Raw genomic sequence first — 21446 nt, forward strand, 5'->3', positions numbered from 1 at the left:
CGCTACCCGTCGCCAAGCGCCTGGAAGCGAAAGTCCAGAAAGCGCGCAGTTCCCGCGCCGGCGCAATACAGCCCCGGGCGCAGCATGAGAAATCCGCCGCGCACATTGTGGTGATAGCCCGACACCTCCATGCCGCGATCGAAGCGGCGCCAGGTCCGCCCCTCGTCGCCGCTCGTCCAGAACGAGACGATGTGCCGGCGGTTCACCACCCGCATCCGCAACCGGCGGCCATGGGGATTGGGCGGACGCCCGCGCTCGGCGCCATATTGATGGGTCACGAAGCGCTGCGCATCGAAACCCAGCCCGCAATAGAGCCGGTCGTCGTAGAACAGCAGCAAGCCCGCGGTCGCATCGCGCTCTAATTCGAGCGTGCATTCGAATTGATAGGCCTGATCCCCTGCGGTGACGAGCAAGGGCGAGGAATCATGGGGTGCACTACCGCGGCCGGCGAGTTCGAGCACGCCGCCCGCAACGCGTGCACGCGCGGCTTCGTCCGGCCCCGGCCGGAAGAAGTTCCACTTCCTGCCCAGCACCAGCGCCTCGAAGCGATCGGAAAGCGGCTGCCCGTGCGGCACGGCGCTTCCGCCGCGGGGCTTGGCGATCGGCGCGGAAAGGTCGCCGCCGGTCATGCGGAACCAGCCATCTGCGGTCCAGCGGACGGGATCGAGCAGCGCCTGCCGCCCCAGCGTCCAGAAGCCGTTCTCATAGCCGTGATAGACCGACCACCAGGAACCGTCCGGCGCCTCGACCAAGCTGGCATGGCCCCGGCACCACCAGCGCTCCTTTTCGTCGCGGGTGCGGACGACGGGGTTGCCGGGGTCGTTCTCCCAGGGCCCATGGATCGATCGGGATCGGGCGACGATCACCATATGGCCGGTCGGCGGTCCCGCGGTGCCGCCCACCGCCGTGATCATGTAGAACCAGCCGCCCCGCCGGACGATCTTCGGGCCTTCGGGCGAGAAGCTCTCGACGTCCCAGTCCTCGGGATAGCGCCATGGATCATAGACATGCTCGACCGGGCCGGCGACCGACAGCCCGTCCGCCGCCAGCCGCACGCGATCGCCGCCGGAGAGGAACAGCCAGCGTGATCCATCCTCGCCCACCGCATGGCAGGGATCGATATGCGCGTGCAGCCCGAGATCGATCGGGTCGCTCCAGGGGCCATCGATATGGTCCGCCCAGAGCACGTAGATCGTGTTGGGCGATGCCTTCACCGGCACGTACAGGAAATAGCGGCCGCCATGTTTCTCGAGGCTGACCGCCCATACCGAACCGATGTTCCGGGTCAGGGCGGAGCGGCGCGGCTGCCAGTTCACCAGATCGCGGCTGTGCCAGATCGTCAGACCGGGATAGCTGTCGAAGCTGGAGAAGGTCATGTAATAGTCGGCGCCGTCCTTCAGGATGGCGGGATCGGGATGGTCGCCGGCGAGCAGCGGGTTGAGGAAACGTCCGTCGCCCAGGTCCGGTTTGCGCTGATCGTCGAAGCCCTTGGCCCAGGGAACTTCGCGCGACGGCCGCGCCGCCGACCCGGCGAGCGCGGGTGCCCCAGCCCCAGCCACCGCGCCCGCCAGTAGATGTCGCCGGTCGATCCGCATCACGCGAGCCCCCGCGCCTCGGCCCAATGCCGGAACAGCTCAGGCCAGACGGCGACGGGCTTTCCGGCCGCCAGCCGGAGGCCGAAGCCATGCCCGCCTTCCGGGAAGAGATGCGTCTCGGCAACCACGCCTGCCGCGCGCAGCGCCGCGCGCATCTCCAGCGTGTTTTCCACCGGCACGCTCGCATCGTCCTCGGCGTGGAGCAGGAAGCAGGGCGGCGTCCGCACCGTCACGTTCCGCGCGGGCGAATGGGCGCGTTCGAGCGCCGGGCTGGCCTGCGCGCCGAGCAGCTGCGTGCGCGAGCCGGGGTGCGCCACCGGCAAGGTCATCGACTGGACGGCATAGAGCAGCGCGGCGCCGTCCGGGCGGGCAGAGAGACGGTCCGCCGCATCCACCGCCGCATAGGCAGGGACGTCGAAGCGGGTCGCGAGGTCGCCGCAAAGATGACCGCCCGCCGAGAAGCCCATCGCGACTACCCGGTCGGGGCGGATGCCGAAGTCCCCGGCGCGCGATCGAACAACGCGCATCGCCCGCTGCGCATCGGCGAGCGCCACGTCCGGCCCCGCGGCCCAGCCCTCGCCCGGCAGCCGGTAGAACAGCACGAAGGCGGTATAGCCCCGCGCCGCCAGCCAGCGGCCCATCTCATAGCCTTCCTTGTCGACCACCACCCAGCGATAGCCGCCGCCGGGGAAGAGCAGCACCGCCGTCCCATTGGGCCGCTCCGGCCGGAACACGACGAGCCTCGGGCGGGTGATCCCATGGACGGCGCGATCGGCGAACCGTGCATCCTTGCTCCGCTCGTCGACGGTCTCGACCGGTGGCGCGCCGGGCATCCCCGGCGCGCCGCCCGGCCACAGGTCGATCGTCTCGCGCGGGTCCGCCGGACCCGGCATTTGCCTGGCGGGAACCGCGGGCGGCGCGGTCTGCCCCGCCGCGACCCCGCCGATGCCGAGGGCAAGCGTTCCGAGCAGGGCACTTCTGCGGTCGATCCCTGGCATCCCGTTCCTCCCTCCGCGCCGTTCACATCTTGAAGCGCGCGCCGATCAGGATCGTGCGACCGAAGTGATTATATTCATAGTTCCGGTTGGCATCGAGATCGGTGTAGCGATCGCGATAATCGTCGGTCAGGTTGGTGCCTTCCAGCGACACCTCGACGTTCGGCGTGATCTTGTAGCGGATCGAGGCATCCACGTTGAGCGACGAATTATAGCCCTCGAAGATGTTGCCGGTGCCGGAGCCCCCGTCGATATACGGCCCGCGATAGCTGACCGATCCGCGCGCGCTGAACTTCCGGTCCTCATAATAGAGCGTGCCGTTATAGGCGCGCTTCGACAGGCCGTAGAGCGTCTCGGTCCGCGTCACCGCGACCAGCGCACCGCCCGGTGCGACCGCCGGCCCGCTCTGCGTATAGGCCGCATCCGAACCGATGAAGGTCGCATTGGCGATCACGCCGAAATTCTTGAGGAATCCCGGCAGGAAGCGGAAGGCGGTCTGGAACGAGACTTCCATGCCCTTCAGCGACGCGCCGGTGCCGTTGGTGATGGTGCTGATCTGCCAGATTTGCCCCTCCGGGTTCGACGCCGCGGGTGAGCTGGGCGGGATGATCGACAGCGGCAGGCCGGTCGAGGCATAGCTGCCCGAGGTGGTCACCGAAACTGGGAAGCTCTCGACATTCTTCTTGAACAGCGCGACCGAGAAGATCGATTGCGGTGCGAAATACCATTCGGCCGCCAGATCATAGGAGGTCGCGCGGAACGGATCGAGCTGCGGGTTGCCGAAGCTGATCTTGTAGTTGAAGCCGTCGACCGAGCCGCCGGGGGTCAGATTGCCCAGGGTCGGCCGGGTCATCACCTTCGAGACGGCGCCGCGCAGGATCACCTTCTCGGTGGGGAACAGCGCGACGTTCAGCGCCGGCAGCCAGTCGTCATAGTTGCGCCGCACCGTCACCGCCACGCCGTTGTTGAGGCCGGTGGAGGTCTGGTCGGTCCGTGCATAGCGCATGCCGGCATTGGCGGCGTAGCGCAGGCCGAACAGGTCTCCCTTCACGTCAAATTCGAGATAGCCGCCCTTCACCGCCTCGACGACGTTGCGGATGTTGCCCGCGTCGATCGCCAGCGGGCGATTGTAGAGGCCGGTATATTTGGCCGAGGCGTCGATATTGGGGATGAGGAAGCTGGTGGTCGTGCCAGACGGCTGGCCGGCATCGCCCAGGTTGAACGTCTCGCCCAGCCCGGCCGCCGGATAGCCATAGACGGCGCCCGGTGCGAAGACCTGGCCCGATCCCGAGCAGGTCACGGTGCCCAGCACCGCGTCGCGCGCGGCGGCCGTGCTGGTCGGGCACACCACCGCGTCGCGGGTATAGGCGACCGAGTCGAAGGAGAAGCGGCGATACACCCCGCCGGCCTTGACCTGGAAGCCATCGGTCACATCCCATTCGGTCCGCAGCTGCGCGGTGCGGAACTTGTTGGTGACGTTGGAAGGCCGGTCGCGGATTTCGGCCAGCTGGAAGTTCGCCGGATCGGTCACGCTGGTGCCGAAGGTCAGCTTCGGCTGCCACATGTTCGTATAGTCGTAGCTGTAGTTCTGCGCGGTGCGGTTGTCGAAGACGAAGGTCGTCTCCACCGGAATGTTCGCATCCGATTTCGAGATGCCGCCCAGCAGCGTGAAACGCAGCGTATCGGTGACGTCCTGGTCCCAGCTGCCGCCGATCTGGTAGAATTCGGTCTGCGACTTGCGGAGATAATGCTCGGTGCGGACCCAGGCATCGTTGAGCGTGGCCGACACCATGTTGCCCTTGGTGTCATAGGTCGGGTTCAGCAGGTCGATCGAGCGTTCGTTCGAGCGCAGCAGCACCTCGCCCCATTTCTCCTCGCGCGTTTCCTTGAAGCGCGAATAGAGCCCGTCGATCGAGATCTTGGTGCGGTCGCTGGGCGCGAACTGGACGCTGCCGGTGATGCCCAGCCGCTCACGATCGTGCCGCACCTCGCCATAGCGCGGGATGCGCGGATGGAAGGCGAGCGCCGCCTGGTTGCACGCCGCACTCGAACGATAGGTGCCGCCGCTGTTGCGCACCGGCGTGGTGCCCGTCGCGCTGTTGTAGAAGCAGGGCGTGCCGTTCACCGAGTCGAAGCGCGCCTGCGCCCAGCGCACGGTGTTGTTGCCCAGCTCCAGATTGTTGGTCTTGCTGTACGCGGCCGAGACCGAGGCGCCGAACGTACCGGCCTCGTTCTTCCAGGACAGCAGCCCCGCCAGGCGCGGCCGCACGTTCTTGGAGAGATCGTTGTAGCTCGCCTGCGCCGATCCGACCGCAGTGAAGCCGGTCTTGCCGGCCAGCGGGTTGCCGGTGTTGAGGTCGACCACCGCACCCAGCGAGCCTTCATCGAGCGAGGCTTCCGCCGTCTTGTGGACGACGATCGAGGTGAACAGCTCCGACGCGAACACGTTGAAATCGAACGCGCGATCGCGGTTGGCGCTGGCGCCGTCGGTGGAAGTCGCCACCGTCTCCATGCCGTTCACGCGGACGCGGGTGAACTGCGCGCCGAGACCGCGCACGGTGATCGCCCTGCCCTCGCCCGCGTCGCGCTGGATCGAGATGCCGGGGATGCGCTGCAGCGATTCCGCCAGGTTCTGGTCGGGGAACTTGGCGATATCCTCAGCGACAATCGCATCGACCGCCGCCACCGAATCGCGCTTCACGTTCAGCGCCGCATCGAGCGAGCGACGAAAGCCGGTGACGATGATTTCCTGATTTTCGGCCTGCCCGGCATCGACGCCGGTCGACGGACCCGTCTGCGGGCTGTCGGGAGCGACCTGCGCGGCAGCCACCATCGGCGCTGCCAGCGCCAGGATCAGTGCGCCCGCCGAAACGCCCCGCAAGTGCCGCATGCGTGCCTGTCCCGGCACCGAGAACCCCTCAGCCATCTCTCTCTCCCTTCGTCCCGCAGGACGGTCCGTTCTGAAAGCGGCTGCGCGCGCCTGCGCGCTGCCGTCGTCCAATCCGTGGGAAGGGCCCTTGCACGCGATGTCCGCGTGTCTGTTCGATCCTCCCCGGGGTCGACGGGTCTCCGCCCGCTGTCCCCACGCCTTTTCTGCGCGCGATGGTAACCGGTGTCAACAGGCGTTTCGCGCAGCGAGTGGGGTCTTTTTTGTCCCCGCTTTGCCGCGTTGCAGACAGGACGGATCGCACCGCGGAAGCGAGGCCGCGATGTTTCCGCCGTCCGGTCGTCCGCGCCCAGGATCGCCGGTCAGGTACCGGGCTGGATATAGGGCACGCGCGCGAACAACTTGCGCTGCCAGCGACGCGGATCGTTCTCGACATGGCTCTGCGCGTCGAACACCATTGTCGCCCGCGTCGCGAGGTCGTAGCGCGGCCAGCGCGGCATGCCCGCAGCATTGGGATCCCCGGTCCGGGCAAAGGCGACGAAGCGGTCCTGCATCGCCGCGCTCGCCGCCCGCGCGTCGGCGGCCGTGCCGGTCTGCGATCCTTTCGCGGCAAGCGTCCCGAACACCAGCGGGATATCCATCGTGTGGAAGGCGCCGCGCCGCGGATCGGTGCGCGAGGTGAAATCGACCTGATAGACGAACGTCGGCGCACCGGCGGCGGCGCGCGCCTCGGCTTCGATCACCTGCCCGCGCCAGCTGCGCCCTGCGGTGGTGGCGGCATAGAAGATGTCGGTCGGCGACCAGTCCGGAAACTGCGCGCGATATTGCGCCACCACCCATTCGGGCAGGATGTCGATCTTCAGTTCGGGCGCCATCCGCGCCGCCAGATTGTCCCAGTCGAGCCCGCGCACCTTCTCCGAATCGGGGGAGAGGAACGCCCTGGTCTCGTCGCGGACATTGCCGAGGAGCATGGGGATTGCGTTGCCCAGCGGGTTGGCGTCGGGCCAGAAGGGATGGCGGGTGAGCCACTTCATGTCGAGCACCGGGCCGAAATACAGGCCGCCGCCGAGGATCGGGTCGGTCGCGTCCAGGGCTTCGACGAGCCGCGCCACCGGCAAGTCGAGCAACGGGGAAAGGTCGCGCTCGGAAAGCTTCAGCGCCGCCAGATAGGCGCGCGCCCGCGCGGTGGCGTTGAGCGGGCCCGAGGCAGTCACCTGCTGGCCGCTCATCGTCGCGGCGCGGTGGAACAGGCCCTGCGCGGCCGGCATGCCCATCATCGTCGCGATCTTGGCCCCGCCGCCCGACTGGCCGAACACCATCACCCGCTGCGGATCACCGCCGAATGCGGCGATGTTCGCGCGCACCCATTGCAGCGCCAGGATCAGGTCGAGCTGCCCGGCATTGCCGCTATCGGCAAAGCGCGGGTCGAACCGCGCAAGATAGAGATAGCCCAGCGCGTTGAGCCGGTGGTTGACGGTGACCACCACCACGTCGCCCCGTGCGGCAAGCGCCTCGCCGTCATTGAGCGGATCGGTGACACTGCCGTTCGAATAGGCGCCGCCATGGATGTACAGCATCACCGGCTTGCGCGCCCTGCTGTCTGCTGCCGTGGTCCAGATGTTGAGGTAGAGGCAGTCCTCGTCCTGCGGGCCATACGGGCCGCGCTGCGGGCAGACCGGACCGAACTGGTCGGCGGCGATCGTCTGCCCCGGCGCCGCGAAGGGAATCGACGCGCGGAAGCGCGGGGCGTTGCCATATCGGATGCCGCGAAACGCCCGCACGCCGCCGGAGCGGGTCCCGATGAAGTCGCCCGCTGCGGTGCGGACCGCGCCGTCCGGCGCCGCCCGCGCGGCCGTCGCAGCGACCAGCGCCGCCCCTGCCCCGAGCGTCCCGCGCCGGGTCCAGCCCGCGCTCACCGGGCCAGCCATCCGCCGTCGACCGCAAGGATATGCCCCTGCACATAGGCGGCCGCATCGGAGGCGAGGAACACCGCGGCCCCGCCCAGATCTTCCGGCGCGCCCCAGCGCCCTGCCGGTATCCGGTCGAGGATCGCGGCATTGCGGGCCGCATCCGCCTGCAGCGCGGCAGTGTTGTTGGTGGCGATATAGCCCGGTGCGATGGCGTTGACGGTGACCCCGTGCCGCGCCCATTCGTTGGCGAGCAGCTTGGTGAGGCCGCCCACCCCCGCCTTGGACGCGGTGTAGCTGGGCACCCGGATGCCGCCCTGGAAGGTGAGCATTGACGCGATGTTGATGATCCGCCCCTTGCCTTGCGCGATCATGTGCCGCCCCGCCGCCTGACTGAGGAAGAACACCGATTTGAGGTTGGTGTCGATCACCGCGTCCCAATCCGCCTCGGTGAAGTCGACCGCGTCGGCGCGGCGGATGATCCCGGCATTGTTGACCAGGATATCCAGCCGCCCCAGCCGCGCGAGCGTCTCGTCGACCACCTGCCCCACCGGGGCGATCGTCGACAGGTCCGCGGAGACGATTTCCGCCCGGCGACCGAGCGCGGCGATCTTCGCCACCGTCTCTTCGGCAGGCGTGCGGCCGACACAGGCGATATCCGCGCCGGCCGCTGCCAGCGCGACGGCGATCGCCTGCCCGATGCCTGTATTCGCGCCTGTAACCACGGCCACCCGGCCGGTAAGATCGAAGGGGTTGGTCATCGCGAATCCTCCTCCCCCTCCCGTCTGCGGGAGGGGGTCGGGGGGTGGGCCCCCGCTATCCGTGAAGTGCACCCCGCGTGGGAGCCGGGGGCCCACCCCCCAGCCCCCTCCCGCGCGCGGGAGGGGGAGTCAGGTCGTCACGCCAGCTGGCAGATATCCAGCACCTGCATGTCGGTATAATCCTGGTTCTCGCCGGCCATCGCCCAGATAAAGGCATAGGCCTTGGTGCCGGCGCCCATATGGATCGACCAGGGCGGGCTGATCACCGCTTCCTCATTGGCCATGACGATGTGGCGGGTAGCCTCGCCCTCGCCCATGAAGTGCATCACCCGATCCTTCTCCAGATCGTCGAGCTCGAAGTAGAAATAGATCTCGCTGCGGCGCTCATGGACGTGCGGGGGCATGGTGTTCCACACGCTGCCGGGCTTGAGCACGGTAAGCCCCATCACCAGCTGCGCGCTGTCGCACACGCCGGGGATGACCAGCTGGTAGATCGTCCGCTCGTTGGACTCCGCGAGGCTCCCACGCTCCAGCGCATTGGCATCGGCGATGCCGAGCTTGCGCGTCGTGAACGCCTTGTGCGCCGGGCAGGACGCCAGATAGTAGCGCGCGTCCTCGCCGGCGAAGATCACCTCGCGCGCGCCCATCGTCACGTAGAGGCAGTCCTTGTTGCCCAGCGGGAAGACCTCGCCGTCGACCGTCACCGTGCCGTCGACGCTGCCGACATTGACGATCGCCAGTTCGCGGCGCTCGAGGAATGGGTGACCCTCCGCAGACTTCGGCTCGGCCTGCGCCGGAAGCCGGACCTCGCCGCCCGCCACCTGCACCCCGCCGATCACGAAGCGGTCGGCATGGGTATAATTGAGCACGCATTCGCCCGGACGAAACAGGCCGGAGATCAGATAGCGGTCGCGCAGTTCCTCATTGCTCACGCATTCCATCATATCCGGGTGGGTGGCGTAATAGGTGCGATCGAACATGCGGCACTCCTTCCAAAATCTTGCGGGACGGAGAGTCGATGCGCCGATCCTGGCAGGGCCGGCCGACACCAGCAGGCCTCCTGCACCACATCCTGAAAGGCAGATCATGACGATCCTCTCCGTCCGCCTTCGCCAGCGGTTGCCTGATTGGTAACCGGTGTCAGGAGCGTGCGCAACCCTCCTGACCCACATATCGGGTCGACGCGGCGAGATCCGCTTCGGCTTCGGTGTCTTGCATGCATGCAACACCCAGGATCGACTCGCTCGACCGCTCCTCCGGATCGCCATCGACAGGATTTTATGCTCGTGACACATGCATCCGCTTGCCATTGACACCGGTTTCCCATACCGATCGGGAAACGGACGATCATAGCGAGAGGGGCGGCAGTGGAGCCGAATAGCTATACTTCGCAGATAGCGCGCGCATTCGTGGAGGCACGCCGAACCGCCTCCCCGCTTGCCGCCTTCCCCGGCGCCACTCCAGCCGACCTGCCTGCCGCCTATGCCGTGCAGGATGCGGCCTTGGCGCTGGTGCCGACGCCGGTGGCAGGCTGGAAAGTCGGGCGAATCAACCCGCCCGTGGGCGGCGTCGACCGGCTGGCGGGCCCCATTTTCGCGGATCAGGTGCAGACGCAGGACGGCATTGCCATGCCGATCTTCGCCGGTGGATTCGGTGCGGCCGAAGCGGAGTTCCTGTTGCGCATCGGCCGGGCGCCCGACCCGGCCCAGCGCCGTTTCAGCATGGCCGAGGCGCGTGCGCTCATCGATGCGGTGCATGTCGGCATCGAGATCGCCAGTTCGCCCTTTGCCGGGATCAACGATCACGGCCCGATGGTCACCATCTCGGACTTCGGCAACAATAACGGCCTCGTCGTCGGTGCCCCCATCGACGACTGGCGCGAGATCGATCTGAACCGCTGGCCCGTCGCGCTCAACATGAACGGCGCGGAAACCGGCACCGGCATCGCCGCGGACATGCTCGACGGCCCGTTCGGCGCGGCGCGCTTCCTGTTCGAGCATCTGGCGGCGCGCGGCATCGCGATCACGCCGGGCCAATGGATTTCCACCGGCGCAGTCACCGGCGTCCACCCCGTCGCGATCGGCGACCGCGTGGAGGCGCGGTTCGACGGCCGACTATCGGTACGCTGCACGATCACGGCACAATAAGGCCCGTAACGAGGCCGCACACAGGAGAGAGGACCGATGGCTAGCAGGGAGGCGCCGGCGGTCGCGGCCGCGGCGGACAAGGTCGGGCGGTATCGCTGGGTGATCTGCGCGCTGCTGTTCGCGGCGACCGCAATCAACTATGTCGACCGCCAGATGATCGGCGTGCTGAAGTCGACCATCTCGGGCGAGCTCGGCTGGTCGGAAACCACCTATGCCGACGTCATCTTCTGGTTCCAGGCCGCCTATGCGATCGGCTATCTGACTTTCGGCAAGCTGGTCGACTGGGTCGGCGCGCGGATCGGCTATTCGATCGCCTTCGTCATCTGGACGCTCGGCCATACGCTGTGCGGCTTTGTCGGCTCGGCCTTCCAGTTCTCGGTCGCCCGCTTCATCCTCGGCATCGGCGAGAGCGGCAACTTCCCCGCCGGGCTGAAGGCGGTGACCGAGTGGTTCCCGGCGCGCGAGCGTGCGCTGGCCACCGGCATCTTCAACGCCGGCGCCAATGTAGGCGCGGTGGTGACGCCGCTGATCGTGCCCGCGATCACCATCGCCTTCGGCTGGCGGATGGCGTTCATCGTCACCGGCGTCGCCAGCCTGGTCTGGCTGATCGCCTGGGTCGCGCTGTATCGCCGCCCGAAGGAGAGCAGCAAGCTCTCCGCCGCCGAGCTGGCCTATATCGAAAGCGACATGCCCGATCCGGTGCGCAAGATCGGCTGGCTGAAGCTGCTCGGCTATCGCGAGACCTGGGCCTATGCGCTGGGCAAGTTCCTGATCGACCCGATCTGGTGGCTGTTCCTGTTCTGGACGCCGGACTTCCTCGCCAAGACCTATCATCTCGATCTCGTCAGCTTCGGACCGCCGCTGATCGTGATCTACCTGATCTCCGATCTGGGCAGCGTCGCCGGCGGATGGTCCTCGTCGCGGCTGATGCAGCGCGGGTTCACCGCCAATGCCGCGCGGAAATGGACGATGGTGGCCTGCGCCATCCTGGTGACGCCGATCTTCTTCGCCCAATATGTGAACCATCTCTGGCTCGCCGTCGCCATCGTCGGGCTGGCGACTGCCGCGCACCAGGCTTTCTCGGCCAATCTCTACACCATCCCGTCGGACATGTTCCCGCGCGCCGCGGTCGGCTCGGTGGTCGGCATCGGCGGCACGGTGGGTGCGATCGGGGGGATGATGATGGCCAAGTTCACCGGCTATATCCTCGAGGCCACGGGCAGCTACACCATCATCTTTGCCGTGGCCGGCAGCGTCTATCTGCTCGCCGTGGCGGTGGTCCATCTGCTGAGCCCGCGCCTCGCGCGCGTCGACAGCATCTGAGCCGGTTGCAGGAGAGGATCGCCGCCATGCCCACCCGCCCCTTTGCCTCCATGCTTGCCCTGGCGGTCGGTTGCCTGTCGCTGCCCGCACAGGCGCAGACCGATCCGGCCCCCGGCCTGCTGTTCCGCGCCTCGGCCGACACGTCGCTCGATGCCGATGTCGCAGGGGGCGATCCGGCGCCCAATTTCCGCGCCCATGTCGACGTTGTCCCGGACGGTGCGATCGGCGGCGCGGCGCGCTGGGCGGACGACGGCTATGTCGCCTGGAAGGCGCCGGGCAACATGCGCGCGGCGCGCGGCACCCTCTCCTTCTTCTGGCGCGCCCGCGAGCCGCTGGGCGAAGTGCCGTTCGTGATCTTCCGCGCCGGCTTTGCCGACCACACCAGCTGGGACATGGCCTTCCTGCGGATCGACTGGAACGGCCATGGCTTCGACGCCTTCGTCACCGACGCCAATCTCTCGCGGATCCGCGTCTCGTGGCGGATCGACCAGCTGCCCGACCCCGCCGCATGGAAGCACATCGCCTTCGCCTGGGACGAGACGCAGGGCGTCCGCCTCTATGTCGATGGTCGCGAGGTCGCGCGGAAGGACCAGCGCGCCGATCTCGACTCCGGGCTCGACCAGTTCGGGCTCGCCGGTCGCGTCATCGCCCCGCACCAGGTGCAGAGCCGCTACAGCTTCATGCGCGGATCGGACATGGACGAGATCCGCGTCTACGACCGGATGCTGTCCGCCGCCAATATCGCGAACCTCGCGGCCAAGGCGGAACCGGGGCCCCTGCCCGCCCCCGATCGGACCGCCGAACGTGCCGCCTGGCTGCACCGCTATGGCTGGGACAAGGCCTTGCCGCCGGTGCTCGACGCGCCCGTGACGCGCGTGCGCAAGATCGAGTTCGCCGACGCGAAGGACCTGAAGGAGTGGATGTGGAAGGGCGTCGACGGCATCGCCGAGACGACCTGGCCCGGCGTTTACAACCGCTCGCGCCTGCCCGGCCGCGACGATTATTTCGAGCTGCCCGACTGGAACACCTATGTCGAGGGCGGCAAGCGCTATGACCTGACGGTGCCGGCAGGCGAACGCTTCAACCGGGTCGAGCTGCGCGGGGCCGCCTATGGCACGCTCAGCTGGAGCGGCGACGGCGAGGACCAAGTGCTCGCCAAGCGGCCGCAGGGCGTGGTGCGCAGCGTCGACCAGTTCGCGCCGCGCACCGGCGGCATCCTAAGCTTCACCAACGTGATGCAGGAACAGCCGATCCAGGAGCTCTGGGCCTATGATATCGGTCCGGGCGCGGAGCCGGCAGGCAGCTTCAAGCTCGACTACACCATCCGCGCGGACATGGCGCCGACGCTCGCGGCGCTAGCCCCGCTCAACGCCTTCATCGCCGGCCGCTATGCGCCGGACGAACGAGCAACCGTCGTCGCGATGCCGACGGCGGGCGTGAAAGCCGCGGTCGGCGCGGGTGCTGCAGGCGGCGGCGGCAAGGTGGCGCGCCCGGCGGGCATGGCGCCGATCGTCCACATCCTCCTGCCCGCCAGCCTGGGCGACGCGCCGCCCGACCAGCCGGTCGCCCGCGCCTTCGACTATGGCTGGCAGAATATCCATGACGGGCTGGACGGCATCGCCATCGACCTGCCAGCCCTGCCCGGCACCCAGCCGATCGCGCTCGACATTCGGGTAAAGGACCCGATCTGGCCCGAGCGCGACATGATCGACCTGTCGGTCACCGTCCGTCCCGGCGAGAAGCGCACGCTCTGGCTCGACCTGCGCGACCGCATCCTCTCGCAGGACAGCCTGTATCTCTCGATCGCCGCCTCCGACCCCGCCTTCTCCGCCGCCAGCCTCGACGGCGCGCGCATCCGGCTGGTATTCAAGCCCCGCGCCGAAGCACTGACGGAGCATGTCGCGGACCGGCTCAACCAGGTGAAGGACAATTGGGGGTTCCTGGTCGAGGAGCATACCGCCTCGAAGCGGATGGGGCTCTACCGCCGCCTGTTCGCCGACATGACCGACCTGCTGCGCGTCGACCCCGACAACAAGCTCGCGCGAACCTATTGGGCGGACATCAACTATCGCCCGGAAAACATGCCCGCCTTCACCCAGCCGGTCCCGCAGGCGGGCGAACCGCTCTGGGCGTTCCGCCAGCTGGAGGACCTCCGCTATGTCCGCTGCTTCGTCGACTGGTGGATCGACGAACGCCAGGTGCCCTATGGCGATTTCGGCGGCGGCATTTCCGACGATACCGACCTGACCCAGCAATGGCCCGGGCTCGCGCTGATGGGCATCGAACCGGACAAGATCAACGCCTCGCTGCGCGCGCTGTCCGACGCTGTCTTCGCCAACGGCATGCGCACCAATGGGCTGGGCACCATCACCACCGATGAGCTCCACGCCTATGAGGAAGGCCTGAACTCGGATGCCGAGCGGCTGTATCTCAACTGGGGCGAGCCCAAGGCCGTTGAGCGGCTGATGGAAACCACGCGGGCGCTCCAGGGGGTGATCCTGAAGAACCCGGCCGGGCACCTGCACTTCGCCTCCAACTGGTATGGCGGGCGCAAGATGTACCGCGATGCGGCCTGGGCCTGGCAGAAGCCGTACAGCTTCACCGTGATGCATGCGCCGATCCTGATCGGGCTGTACAACGGCAATGCGCAGGCGCGCGGGCTGGTCACCGGCGTGATGGACGGGTGGCTGGCGCATGGCCGGCAGGATGCGAGCGGCGGCTGGAGCTTCCCCAACGAGATCAACTGGGGCACCGATGCCGAGCGCGTCGGCGACGGCGGCGGCATCACGACGCCGCTGCAAAGCGCCTGGAGCGCATGGCGCTTCACGGGCGACCCAAAATATCTTCGCCCGATCGAAGCGCGCATCGCCAAAGGCGGCGCGGCGACCCTTGCCGAGTTCAACGAGAACGCCTTCACCGCGCTTCCGGGCGGCGCGAAGCTGCAGGCCGACATCGTCGCCGCCGCCAAGGCCGATCCCTTCTCGCTCTACGCGCGCTGGGACGCGACCGGCGACACCAAGCCGCTCGAACGGCTCCATGCCGAAGCGATCGCGGACAAGGCGCAGCACGAATATCTCTATACCGAAGGCCATTGGTGGTCGGACCGGGTCGAGCAGCCCAACGAGATCCTGCAGCGCGAGCGGCTGGGCGGCATCGCGCTCCGGCGCAACCAGACCTGGCCGGGCAACAGCGTCTCCTGGCGCTTTGCCGAGGATGGTGCCGGCGAGCAGGTCGCCATCCTGGTCCCCGGCGCGACGCCCGATCGCTTCCGCGTGCTCGCCTATAATCGCACCGACCGCCCGCAACGGGCGACGATGACCGCGTGGAACGTCACCGCCGGTAGCTGGACGATGCAGCGGTCGACGAGCAGCGACGGCGGCACGACTCTGGTCGCGAACGGCGCGCCTGCGACCCTGCCGCTAGAGCGCAGCCTCGGCACCGACCTCGTCTTCGCGCCGCATACCACCACGATCTATGACTTCGCGCTGGCAGCGCCGACCACCCCGGTGGAGCAGCGGCCGGATCTCGGCATCAGCATCGACGATGTGGTGCGCACGGCAAAGGGCTTTGCGGTGACGGTGCACAGCCTCGGCGCGCAGCGCGTGCCGGGCGGCACCCTCATGCTACGCGCGACCGATGGCGGGGTGCTGGCGAATGCCGCGATACCGCCCCTCGATGCGCCCACCGATCTGCGACCGCGCACGGTGGTCGTGCACATCGCGGCGCCGAAGCGGCCGGCGGCGAGTGTCGAGGTCGCACTTCCGGACAACGCGCCGGAGGTCACCCGCCTTAACAACCGCGTTGTGCTGACGCAGGCCCGATGATCGTCTCGCGGCGCCATCTGCTCGCGGGCGCTGGCGCGCTGGCGCTCGCTCCTGTGCGGGCGAATGCGGCCGATGACGCCGACGTCCGCCACGCGCTGGACGAAGCGGCAACGCTCCCGCCGGATCGCGCCTTGGCCCTGCTCGCCCCCCTCGCGGCACGGCGCGGGCCGCTCGGCGGCTATCTCGACCTGCAGGCCGCACGCGCGGGCCTGCGCATCGACCTGGCGCTGGAGCACGTTCCCTCGACGGGATCGCGACGCTTCGAACTTCAAGTGCAACGGATCACCGGAAACGATGCCGAGCTGACGCGGGTGGAGCGGGACCTGCACGCCGCCCACCGCGCGCAGCTGGCACGCGCAACCGCTGCCTTCGACCGCCTCGGCCTCCCCGGGACCTCGGTCGGCGCGCGCTTCGAGCGGCTCTGGCGCGACCCGCGCTACCTGTTCGCGGACGATGCCGACGGCCGCGCCGCCGCCGTGGACGCGATGCGGGCGACGCTCACCGCCATCCAGCCCCGGCTGCCGCGGCTGGTCGGCGCGCTGCCGCCGGAATGCCGCCAGGTCAAGGTCCGCGCCCTGAGCGCCGAGGAGATCGCCGCCGGCAAGGGCGGGTATCGCATCCTCCCCGGCGCGACCTCACCCGGAACGTACGTGGTGGATCTGAAGGACATTCGCCGCAGGCCGAGCTTCTCGCTGCCCAGCGTCGTCGCGCACGAATTGCTGCCGGGCCATATGGCGCAGATGCCGCTGGAAGCCCGCGCCCAGCCGCATCCGCTGCGGCTGCGCTATGCCGCCGCCTTCTCGGAAGGCTGGGGCAGCTATGCCGAAATGCTGATGGAGGAAGACGGGCTGTTCGGAGAGCCGCACGCACTGCTCGGCCATCTCCACTGGATGCTTTTCCGCATCTGCCGCGGCCTCGCCGACATCGCCCTGCATGTGCGCGGCGCGAGCATCGATCAGGCGCTGGCCGAGATGCGGGAATCCATGGGCGAGCCCGTCTATTTCGCGCCCTTCGCGACCGACCTCCCCCGGATCGCGCAGGAGCCCGCCATTCGCGCCGCCGAGGCTTGGCTGCCGCTCCGCCTGCGCACCCTGCGCCCGCGCGATCGAGGCGACTGGCCGCGCTTCCATGCGGCGCTGCTCCGAACCGGCCGCCGCAGGACCGAGCAATGTCGCTGAACAACGAGCGCTTGCTGCCCTAGACGCCCGCTCCAGCCAGGCCGCCGATGGCCTGGAGATAGTCACGGTGCGGCTGCGCCAGCGACACCGCGCGGCCGATCGCCTCCCGCATACGGGCGAAGGCACCCTCCAGCTCGCCATCGGTGAAGTGATCGGCGAGGGGATCATATCGGTCCGGCAGCAGGTCGAACCCCGCATACATGGACAGCCAGCTGGGATCGCGGAAGGATTCCCATTCGTAGCGCGCGAACACGCCGCGACTGCGGAACAGCGCGACCTTGTGGGCAAGCGCCTCGGGCAGCACGAGGCTGCGGCAGGCGTCCCATAGCGGCTCGCCCACCCGGCCATTCGCCCAATAATGGAGCAGCAGGAAATCGCGGATGCGGGCATATTCGAGCGCCGTGATGCGGTTGAACTCGTCCGCGAGTTCGGGCGCGAACCCGCGATCGGGCATCAGATTGCCGAGCCGCTCCACCCCCGACTGGATGAGCGTGAGGCTGGTCGATTCCAGCGGCTCAAGGAAACCCGCCGACAGCCCGAGCGCGACGACGTTCTTCTCCCAGACGCGCGCCCGGTGGCCGGTGGTGAAGCGCAGGAAGTTCGGCTCCGCGAGCGCCTCCCCTTCCAGCCCCCCGCGCAGCACCGCCTGCGCCTCGTCGTCGGAGAGGTGCGCGCTGGCATAGACATAGCCGTTGCCCACGCGGTGCTGCAGCGGAATGCGCCACTGCCATCCGGCCGACAGCGCCGTGCTGCGGGTATAGGGCGTGAACGCGTCGCCATGCGCGCACGGCATCGCCACGGCACGGTCGCACGGCAGCAAATGGCCCCAGTCGACATAGGGCACGCCGAGCGTGCCGCCGAGCAGCAGGCTGCGGAAGCCGGTGCAGTCGAGGAAAAGGTCCGCCTCGATGCGGCTGCCGTCCTGCAGCGTCACGCCGGTGAGGAAGCCGCTGTCGCCGTCCTGCTCGACGGTCGCGACGGTGCCCTCGACATGCCGCACGCCGCGCCCGGTGGCGAGGCGTGCGAGGAAGCGGGCGAACAGCCCTGCATCGAAATGCACCGTCCAGTCAAAGATTCCGAGGTCGTTGGGCGGGTTCTCGGCCGGCGGCATGATCAGACCGCGGAGCGCCATCTGGGTGGCGAGGCAATAGTCGGCGAGCGGCGTGGCGTCCCCGGCGGCACGGCGCTTCAGCCAATAATGGTGGAACCCCACGCCGCGCGATGCGATCCCGTAGAGCCCGAACGGGTGGAAGAAGCTGTCGCCCGGCCGCGCCCAGTCGCGGAACTCGATACCGAGCTTCGCGGTGCCCTTCGCCTCGCGCAGCACCTCCGCCTCGCTGACGCCGATCGCGCGGAAATAGTCGCGGATCGCCGGCACCGTCGCCTCGCCGACCCCGACGGTGCGGATGTCGGGGCTTTCGAGCAGGGTAATGGTGACCGGCTGGCGATCGAGCAGCCGCTCGAGCAGGGCGGCCGCCATCCAGCCGGCAGTGCCGCCGCCGACGATCAGGATGGAGCGAAGGGGTTGTCCGGCTGCGCGCATGTCCCTTTCCTAGCGCCGAGCAGCGATCGGCGGAAGTAAGCGAAAGTTCAGCGCCCCGGTCCCCGAGGAACCGAAGCGCTGACGACAACGGATCAGAACTTGGCGCGGACGCCGGCCATGAAGCGGCGCTCGTAGATGTTGTTGTAGGCGCGCTCGTCCGGATAGACGATATAATATTTCTCATATTCGCCGGTCAGGTTCTGTCCCTGGCCGTAGATCGTCACGTTGGGCGTGATGTCGTAGCTGATCGACGCGTCGACATAGTTGGTCGGCGCCTGGTAGAGTTCCGATCCCGTCAAGCCGTTGACGAAGTTCGACTGGACCGCGCGCTTGGAGCGATAGTTCCACGCGACGCGCGCCTGCAGCCCGTGCGCCTGATAGTAGAGCGCGGCATTGGCCTGGTACTTGGAGTTATCCTGGAACGGAATGTCCTTGCCCGCCAGATCCTTGTCGCCGGTGCTCGACGGCGAATAGGTGAAGTTCAGGTCATAGCCGAAGTCGCGGACGAAGGTCGGCATGAAGCCGATATCGCCCAGCGACTGCTTCCACGACGCCTCGACGCCCTTCAGCGTACCGCCGGCGCCCTGGACCAGCGTGTTGATCGGGACGGTGCGGTTGCGCACCACGCCGTCATTGTCGGGCAGGTCGCTGCGATAGATGATGCCGTTCTGGATGAAGCTCTGCACGTCGATGTAGAAGGCCGCGAGGCTGAGCATCGAGGCGCGGCCGATATAATATTCGACCGAGGCGTCGAGATTGTCCGCGCGCCACGGATCGAGCTGCGGGTTGCCCGCCTGGCTGCCGCCGGTGACGCGGAACAGGCCGGTCGAGGTGTCGATCGCATAGCCCGGAGTCAGACCCCCGCCCCATTGATCGAGGTTGAGCAGCGTCATCGTCCGCGCATAGGCAAGGCGCAGGCGCAGCTTGGGCGTGAAGTCGAACGCCAGGTTGAACGCCGGCAGCAGATCGGTGAACTCGCGCTGGGTGCGCAGGTCGCCGCCGTCCTGGTTCGACAGGCCATAGGGCAGCGGGCCGCCGACCACGTTCTGGCGAATGTCGAGCTTGGTGTTGATCACCCGCAGACCGCCATTGCCGCGCACGGTGATGCCGCCCAGCTCCAGCTCCTTGAAGTTCAGCTGGAAATAGCCGGACCACTGCTTGATGCCGACATCGTAGGAGGCACCGGGATTCAGATGCTCCTGCTCGTTGGGGTAGAAGCCGTTCTGGAACGCGGCGGCATTGTCCATCGTGTGCGGATCGAGGACATAGACCGCCGGCAGACCGCTGCCCGGCAGGTTGTACGGCTTCACCTGCCCGTTGAACACCGGATCGGTCGCCTTGCGGGTCAGCCCCGCGGTGTAGAACCGCGTGCCGTCGCCCGCCGAGCAGGTGGAATCGTTGACCGAGACGTCGAACGCCTTCCACTTGACCAGACAGCCCGCGGCGTTGCTCGCGCCCTGGCCCGCATAGACCGGCGCGACGCGCTCGAACTGGTAATTGTCGACCGAACGATCGCTGTAGCGGATGCCGCCGGTGACGTTGAACGTGTCGCTGATGTCATATTCGGCATCGAAGCGACCGACCTTCAGGTCCGCCCGGCGCCGATAATTGTCCTCCGACGACATCGTCTTCAGCGCGTAATTGGCCGCATTGCCGAGCAGCGAGGTCAGCTGGGTCGGCAGCGTGAAGCTCGGTTCGTCGCCGGTATAGTCGACGGTCGCGCGGAGCGAGTTGAGGCCGGCCAGCGTGTTCACCGTATAGCCGCCGGGGTTGAAGGCGCGGTCGCCGCCCAACGCCGCGGGATAGTGGCCGATGCCGCCCGGCTGCCACTGGATGCCGTTGCTCAGGCTGAACTGGAGATAGCTCTGGTCCTGATTCTGCGTGGCCTTGCCGTACAGCCCGCGCAGCGTCGCCCGGAACTTGCCGCCGTTATCGAAGTGCAGCTCGGCATTGTAGTTCTGCGATTCCGACTTCCACTTGTAGGTCTCGGAGTAGGAATCGAAATTGCCGAGGTCGTACTGGTACACCTGCGTCGTGTTGACGTGATAGCCGCCCGAAGTCGCGCCGGTATCCTGCGACTTCAGCGGCACGAACTCCGCCGCCTGCCAGTTCACGTTCTGCATCTGGATGCCGGCGGTGCGGTTATACTGGGTCTGCTTGGTGTAGAAGCCATCGGCGGTGAAGCTCAGCGCGTCGTTGAGCTTGGCCTGGAACGAGCCGTTCACACCCAGGCGCTGGCGCTGCGTGATACGATTCCACGCGGTGAAGCCCTGCGGCACGATGAACGTGTCGTTGGCATCGCCGTCGCCGTTGACGTCGATCCCGCCGGCGACCGGCGTTCCGCGCGGCCGCGTGGCGGCGGTGCACCCCGGTGCCTGGGGCGAGAAGCCGCCGCAGCTGGTGGCATCGGCCAGGCCCTCGTTATGGAGCGCGGCGCCATAGCCTTCCTGAATGCCGTTATGCGAGTTGGACAGGTTGAGGTCCGAATAGGCGCCCGAGACGATGAAGCCGACGCGGTCGTTCTGCCAGCCGATCAGGCCGTTGAAATTGGGGTCCCAGCTCTTGGTCTTGTCGCCATAGGAGGCCTCGGCCGTCGCGGCGAGGGTGAGGCCGCGCTTCAGGTCGAACGGGCGGCGGGTGCGCAGGTTCACCGTGCCGGTGATGCCCGCGTTGAGCAGGTCGGCGGTCGTCGACTTGATCACGTCCGCGCCCGAGAAGAGCTGTGACGGGATGTCGTTGAAGTTCGGCTGGATCGTGGTGATCGAATTGGCGCCGAGATAGGCCTCGCCGTTGAGCAGCGTCGTCACCTGCGGCAGGCCGCGGATGTTGATCGCCGCGCCCTCGCCTGCGTCACGGCGGATCTGCACGCCGGTGATGCGCTGGAGCGAGTCGGAGATGGTGACGTCGGGCAGCTTGCCGATGTCCTCCGCCGAGATCGCATCGACCACCGAGGCGGCGTCGCGCTTCACTTCGATGGCGCGGGCCTGGGATGCCCGGATGCCGGTGACGACGATCTCGTTGTCTTGCCCGGCAGCGCTGTCAGCGGCGGGCATATTGTCCTGCGCAAAGGCCACACCGCTGGTGGCCAGGCAAAGCATGGAGACTGCACAAAGCAGAGTACCGCGGCGGCGATGGAAGGACTGCACCATGTCTCAACTCCCAGACAAAGGGAGGCAGCCGTGGTGGCGCCTAGTGCAGGTGCCGATCCTCTCCCTCCCGAACCAGCGACTTTTGTCGTCTGCCGAAAATGTAAAGATCAAAGCGCCGACTAGGTCAACTTAAATAA

Annotated in this window: 12 protein-coding genes; 4 read left to right on the forward strand and 8 right to left on the reverse strand. The window is 67.7% G+C overall.

Annotated features, from left to right (window positions below; all coding sequences use genetic code 11):
* Positions 1-2 precede the first annotated feature (2 nt).
* The 6 genes from BM009_RS09025 to kduI all read right to left on the reverse strand — a co-directional run bounded on the left by BM009_RS09025 (position 3) and on the right by kduI (position 9125).
* Positions 3-1595, reverse strand: coding sequence for a family 43 glycosylhydrolase (locus tag BM009_RS09025; RefSeq protein WP_093295516.1), 1593 nt, complete (start codon positions 1593-1595; stop codon positions 3-5).
* Positions 1595-2593: an alpha/beta hydrolase gene (locus BM009_RS09030; RefSeq protein ID WP_093295518.1), complete on the reverse strand. Its 999-nt coding sequence runs from the start codon at positions 2591-2593 to the stop codon at positions 1595-1597. Before BM009_RS09030 ends, BM009_RS09025 begins: the two co-directional genes overlap by 1 nt.
* Positions 2594-2615: 22 nt before the next feature.
* On the reverse strand, positions 2616-5516 hold the full coding sequence (locus BM009_RS09035) for a TonB-dependent receptor (protein WP_093295519.1): 2901 nt from the start codon (positions 5514-5516) through the stop codon (positions 2616-2618).
* A 323-nt stretch (positions 5517-5839) separates the two neighbouring features.
* Complete coding sequence (locus tag BM009_RS09040) at positions 5840-7405, reverse strand: carboxylesterase/lipase family protein (protein WP_093295521.1); 1566 nt, start codon at positions 7403-7405, stop codon at positions 5840-5842.
* Entirely contained in the window at positions 7390-8145 is a 756-nt protein-coding gene (gene kduD / locus BM009_RS09045; RefSeq protein WP_093295523.1) for a 2-dehydro-3-deoxy-D-gluconate 5-dehydrogenase KduD, read from the reverse strand. Before kduD ends, BM009_RS09040 begins: the two co-directional genes overlap by 16 nt.
* A gap of 137 nt (positions 8146-8282) precedes the next feature.
* Complete coding sequence (gene kduI, locus BM009_RS09050) at positions 8283-9125, reverse strand: 5-dehydro-4-deoxy-D-glucuronate isomerase (protein WP_093295524.1); 843 nt, start codon at positions 9123-9125, stop codon at positions 8283-8285.
* Positions 9126-9512: 387 nt separating this feature from the next.
* On the opposite strand from kduI, the gene BM009_RS09055 reads away from it, so the two are divergent.
* Genes BM009_RS09055 through BM009_RS09070 form a run of 4 tightly spaced genes read left to right on the forward strand, consistent with a single transcriptional unit; the run spans position 9513 to position 16617 of the window.
* Positions 9513-10292: a 2-keto-4-pentenoate hydratase gene (locus BM009_RS09055; protein ID WP_093295526.1), complete on the forward strand. Its 780-nt coding sequence runs from the start codon at positions 9513-9515 to the stop codon at positions 10290-10292.
* Between the two features lie 36 nt (positions 10293-10328).
* A complete protein-coding gene (locus tag BM009_RS09060) occupies positions 10329-11615 on the forward strand; it encodes an MFS transporter (protein WP_093295527.1) in 1287 nt (428 codons plus the stop codon).
* A 26-nt stretch (positions 11616-11641) separates the two neighbouring features.
* Positions 11642-15439, forward strand: a complete 3798-nt coding sequence (locus tag BM009_RS09065) for a LamG-like jellyroll fold domain-containing protein (protein WP_093295529.1) — start codon at positions 11642-11644, stop codon at positions 15437-15439.
* Positions 15436-16617 carry a DUF885 family protein gene (locus BM009_RS09070; protein WP_093295530.1) on the forward strand — a complete coding sequence of 394 codons (1182 nt, stop codon included), beginning with the start codon at positions 15436-15438 and terminating at the stop codon, positions 16615-16617. Before BM009_RS09065 ends, BM009_RS09070 begins: the two co-directional genes overlap by 4 nt.
* Positions 16618-16636: 19 nt before the next feature.
* On the opposite strand, the gene BM009_RS09075 is transcribed toward BM009_RS09070, so the two are convergent.
* On the reverse strand, positions 16637-18160 hold the full coding sequence (locus tag BM009_RS09075; protein ID WP_093295532.1) for a tryptophan halogenase family protein: 1524 nt from the start codon (positions 18158-18160) through the stop codon (positions 16637-16639).
* A 92-nt stretch (positions 18161-18252) separates the two neighbouring features.
* Positions 18253-21258, reverse strand: a complete 3006-nt coding sequence (locus BM009_RS09080; RefSeq protein ID WP_254772208.1) for a TonB-dependent receptor — start codon at positions 21256-21258, stop codon at positions 18253-18255.
* Between the last annotated feature and the right edge of the window lie 188 nt (positions 21259-21446).

Origin of the sequence: Sphingomonas sp. NFR04 (genome assembly GCF_900114095.1) — a bacterium.
Taxonomy (GTDB): domain Bacteria; phylum Pseudomonadota; class Alphaproteobacteria; order Sphingomonadales; family Sphingomonadaceae; genus Sphingomonas.